The sequence below is a fragment of the Neobacillus pocheonensis genome, assembly GCF_050477905.1.
Classification (GTDB): Bacteria; Bacillota; Bacilli; order Bacillales; family Cytobacillaceae; genus Neobacillus; species Neobacillus pocheonensis_A.
Genome location: NZ_JBCNAD010000110.1, coordinates 1 through 3,884 on the forward strand (window position 1 = coordinate 1; position 3,884 = coordinate 3,884).

The window sequence follows — 3,884 nt, forward strand, 5'->3', positions numbered from 1 at the left end:
TCGTATTATGAGGTCACCAGATCTTTCTGGTCGACCTCGTTTTTATATGGTCGTAAGATAGCGGTAGCCGGGGATCGAACGATTCTGCCCGTGGGACTTGGATCCCGAGAGCTATTCAGTTCATCCCCCCTACTTGTTCAACCATGGTTAGGCTGGTTGGGACATGGATCCCGTATCACATGCGATAGTGTGGAAGACAAGAAGGTTAGGGGCTGCCGGCGATAATGCTATAGGAGTGATGTAATGAATCCAGTCATTGGTTTGGATGTGTCCAAGGGAGAGAGCCATGCACAAGCTTTTTTAGACCGTGGGATTCCTCATGGGAAGATTTTTAGGTTTAACCATAATCTTGAAGGATTAGACTCCTTTCTTAACTATGTAAGAGATGTGGAGTCCGCCGCGGGGATGCGCCCTTCCATTGTTATGGAAGCAACAGGCCATTATCATAGCGCTGTCGTTCAATTTCTGGATGAGCACCAGTATCTGTACATCGTCATTAATCCGTTAATTTCACATGAAGCGAAGAAAACCAATTTGCGACGTGTGAAGACGGATGCCGCTGATGCCTATCAGCTAGGAGCATTGTTCTATAAAGAAGAGTTTGAACCCTACAAAAAACGGGGCCAGCATCTCATGAATTTACGCTACCTCACACGACAGCATGATTCTCTAACTGGTATGTATGTTCAAGCAAAACTACAATTCCAGGCCATTCTGGATCAAGTTTTTCCCGAATACCATGGCGTATTTGGTGACCTTTACTCGAAAGTTTCCCTTCGCTTCCTGGATTTACACCCGACGTCTAAAGAGGTCCTTGAGATGTCTGAAAAGGAAATTACAACAGCAATCCATAGCCTTACTGGGCGCGGCAGGTCCGCTTCATGGTGTCTGGAACACGCTCAAATCTTACTAGCTGCAGCAAAGCGAAATCCCTTTAAGGAGACTGCTTTTCCAAGCCATTTGATCTCCATTCAGCTGCTTATCAAATTACTTCTTCAATACCAGGAACATCTGACCACCCTTGATAAATCGATAGATGCCCTGGCTGAAGAGTTACTTGAATATGATTTAATCCAATCGATACCCGGTATTGGCACTAAGATTGCTGCAACAATTTTAGCTGAGATTGGGGAAATCGATCGGTTTGATCACGCAAAGAAATTGGTAGCCTTTGCTGGTGTTGACCCAAGTGTTTTTGCTTCAGGCAAATTTGTGGCTACCCAAAATAAAATCACTAAGCATGGCTCCAGAAGGCTCCGTACTGCCCTATATCAAGCTGTACGATGCGGAATTCGTAGTAATAGAAATAAAAAGTTAAGGGCTTATTATGATAAGAAACGTGCTGAAGGAAAGCTGTTCAAAGTAGCAATAATCGCTTGTGTTAATAAACTCATCCACTGGATTTTTGCCATCTTGACTACTAAAGAAGCGTTCCGTTTAGAGTAACTAGAATGATATAGAAATATATGGAATCTATTTCCGTGCTAAGGAGGACGGTTGTTTGCCATACACTTTTTTAAGTATACCACCTTATGAAATGGTCATTAATAATTAAATATTGACAAGCTATTAGCTGGAATAGCTTAACGCCGGCCACCCCCAGTGTTTACTATTATGTCCTGGCATTTGTGTCGTTTGAGCATAATGTAGGAACTTTTGCGTAGCTGTGACATGAAAGTTCCTACATAAAAAAAGATAACCTTTACTAAGGGCTTGTTAAAGAAGATTTATGTAGGTACATTTGTATCGTTAGAATTTCATGTTTCTTCCACTCCGACAATAGGGTCAAGTTCTTGTCGTTCGTCCACGACAAGAACTTGACCGAATGCAAAGAAAAACCCACGTTTTGTGCGGGTTTGAATCGGCTATGTTCTTGTCGTCCGACAATAGTTTCCGCCTGTTGATTTTAAGATAAGATCCTATTCGAAAAATTTTTTTAATATTCTTCTAATAGTCTTTTTATAAAGACATGTTAAAATAACTCCTAGTTTCCATACTAAATAAGTCAATTAGGGGTTTACAATGAATAAACCATTCTTAGATTCACTGCTGAAAGACCTTGAAGACTTTGTTTTTCATGCTGAGAATAATGATGAGTCTCTTGATTCCTCAATAGAAAAACTGAAAAAAATCCTTGAACGAACTCTAAATAATGTAATCTGAAACTGAGGTCAATCTTTCGTTCACAAATCAAATATGCAAAATGGGACGCTCATGGATATGTATAGATGTACACGTTAAAGCATTAATTTTCTAAAGTGGATTACCTGTTTTATTGTTGTCCGAAGAAAATAAAGTTATAGACTGATTTGTTGATCCTACGCGGTTTTCTGAATTGCTAAACCGTCAGGATCCGAATAATAAGTATTAGACTGACTCCAATATAAAACTAGCGGGCAGTCGTTAAGTCCTAGACTTGGTTTATTGAATGCTAACGTTTCCAGTTAGCATAACGGAAAATGATACTATTCCACACGTAGTCGCTTATACGCAGGGTCCCCGACGAGTCTGTAAAATAGTTTGTGTAAACTCCCAAATCTATTAAAATGGAAATAGATGAAAGGTTGGGGAGAACAGATGGGACTCTGGACGAAACAGCAATTGCGAGCATTTATTAAGGAAAATAACTTGGTAACAGCCCAAGATGCACAGAATGCCTTGAAGGACCTATTTGCAGAGACGCTGCAGGAAATGCTAGAGGCCGAGATGGATACGCATCTAGGCTATACAAAACATGACACGAAGACGAAAACAACCACGAACAGCCGGAACGGTAAAAGCAAGAAAACGGTCACCAGCGAATACGGCGAACAAGAAATTGCAGTGCCTCGCGACCGTTTGGGCGAATTTGAGCCGCTGGTAGTTAAGAAGCATCAATCCAATGTAACCGGGATCGAAGATCAAATCGTAGCCTTGTACGCTAAGGGTGTGAGCACTCGGGAGATCCAGGATCACTTGCAGAATATCTACGGCATCGAGGTCTCTCCAACCCTGATCTCCAATGTCACGAACAAGATCGTTCCACTCATTAAAGAATGGCAAAATAGGCCGCTACAAGGCGTGTACGCGGTGGTGTTTCTGGATGCGATTCACTTTAAAGTGAAGCAGGATGGAGCGATTATCAACAAGGCAGCCTACATGGTCATCGGCATCGATTTGGATGGGAACAAAGATGTACTGGGCATGTGGATCGGAGAAAACGAATCGGCCAAGTTCTGGCTCAGTGTGCTCAACGAACTGAAAAACCGCGGCGTTCAAGACATTCTGATCACCTGCGTGGACAACCTGACCGGCTTTTCCCAGGCCATCGCGGCCTGCTATCCTCAAACGGAGATTCAGAAATGTATTATCCATCAGATTCGCAATTCGACCCGCTATGTATCCTACAAAGATTTGAAAAAGGTCACGGCTGATTTAAAACCGATTTACAAGGCTGCAACCGAAGAAGCAGCCCTCGTCGAATTGGACCGGTTTGAAGAAATCTGGGGAGCCAAGTATCCACTGATCATACAATCCTGGCGTAAGAACTGGGATGAGTTGGCGACGTTTTTCAAGTATCCGCCTGAGATCCGTAAGCTCATTTATACAACGAACATCATTGAAAGCTACCACCGGCAACTGCGGAAAGTAACCAAAGGCAAGAGCATTTTTCCCAGCGACGAAGCTCTGCTGAAGATGCTCTACCTGGCGACGATGGATGTCACACGCAAGTGGACAGGACGTGTCCAAAACTGGGGGCAAATGCTGCTTCAGCTCTCCGTATTTTTTCCAGACAGGGTGGGACAACACTTGAGATAATTTCGGATTTTTTCCCCTCGGGGAAATGGCTGCAAAAGAGTTTACACAAAATTATTGACAGACCCGTTGGTGACCCAAAATTCTCG

General features: G+C 42.9%; 3 protein-coding genes. All 3 read left to right on the forward strand.

Translation table 11 applies throughout. The features are described from left to right. The first annotated feature begins 243 nt into the window (after positions 1-243). The 3 genes from ABES02_RS29645 to ABES02_RS29655 all read left to right on the forward strand — a co-directional run bounded on the left by ABES02_RS29645 (position 244) and on the right by ABES02_RS29655 (position 3,798). Positions 244-1,446, forward strand: a complete 1,203-nt coding sequence (locus tag ABES02_RS29645) for an IS110 family transposase (RefSeq protein WP_430141607.1) — start codon at positions 244-246, stop codon at positions 1,444-1,446. Positions 1,447-2,022: 576 nt separating this feature from the next. After that, positions 2,023-2,163, forward strand: coding sequence for a hypothetical protein (locus tag ABES02_RS29650; RefSeq protein ID WP_430141609.1), 141 nt, complete (start codon positions 2,023-2,025; stop codon positions 2,161-2,163). Between the two features lie 414 nt (positions 2,164-2,577). Beyond that, complete coding sequence (locus tag ABES02_RS29655) at positions 2,578-3,798, forward strand: IS256 family transposase (RefSeq protein WP_430141611.1); 1,221 nt, start codon at positions 2,578-2,580, stop codon at positions 3,796-3,798. Positions 3,799-3,884: the final 86 nt, after the last annotated feature.